The sequence below is a fragment of the Psychrobacter sp. 1Y4 genome, assembly GCF_051847555.1.
Genome location: NZ_JBPYDE010001109.1, coordinates 1 through 529, shown reverse-complemented (window position 1 = coordinate 529; position 529 = coordinate 1). Strand labels below are relative to the sequence as shown.

Sequence of the window (529 nt, the reverse complement as noted above, 5' to 3'; positions counted from 1 at the left end):
ACCAAAGGTGCGCCCGATGACCCAAATCGGCAATCAAGAAATCGAAAAAACATTACGTAACTCAGAGTGCCTGATCAGCAGTATAGAAGTAGCGGCTGCTTATGAGCGTTTGGCTGCTCAGCTTAACCTACACTACGCTGGTCTGAACCCAATTGTGATGGTTGTTATGAACGGTGGATTAATTCCAGCTGGTCAACTATTGACGCATCTTACTTTCTACCATCGTATGCATTATATTCATGCGACACGCTATCGTGATAACGAAGGTACTAACGATCTTGATTGGAAATTCAAGCCTGATGTGAGTATCGAAGGTGAGCATGTGTTGTTGATTGATGATATTTTTGACGAAGGCATCACTCTAAAGGCTGTTGTCGAGGAGCTAAATAAAGAGAAACCATTATCTCTCGAATCTTGTGTGCTGCTAAACAAGCAGCATGACCGTAAAGTTGCCGATTTTGATGTTGATTTCGTCGGTATTAATGTCGCAGATCGTTACGTCTATGGCTGCGGTATGGATTTCCATGGT

General features: G+C 43.1%; 1 protein-coding gene. It reads left to right on the top strand.

Annotation, left to right across the window (positions count from 1 at the left end):
• Positions 1 to 16: 16 nt before the first annotated feature.
• Positions 17 to 529, top strand: a 513-nt coding sequence (locus ACS8FC_RS20665; RefSeq protein ID WP_439298161.1) for a hypoxanthine-guanine phosphoribosyltransferase, incomplete at its 3' end; no start/stop codon positions are given.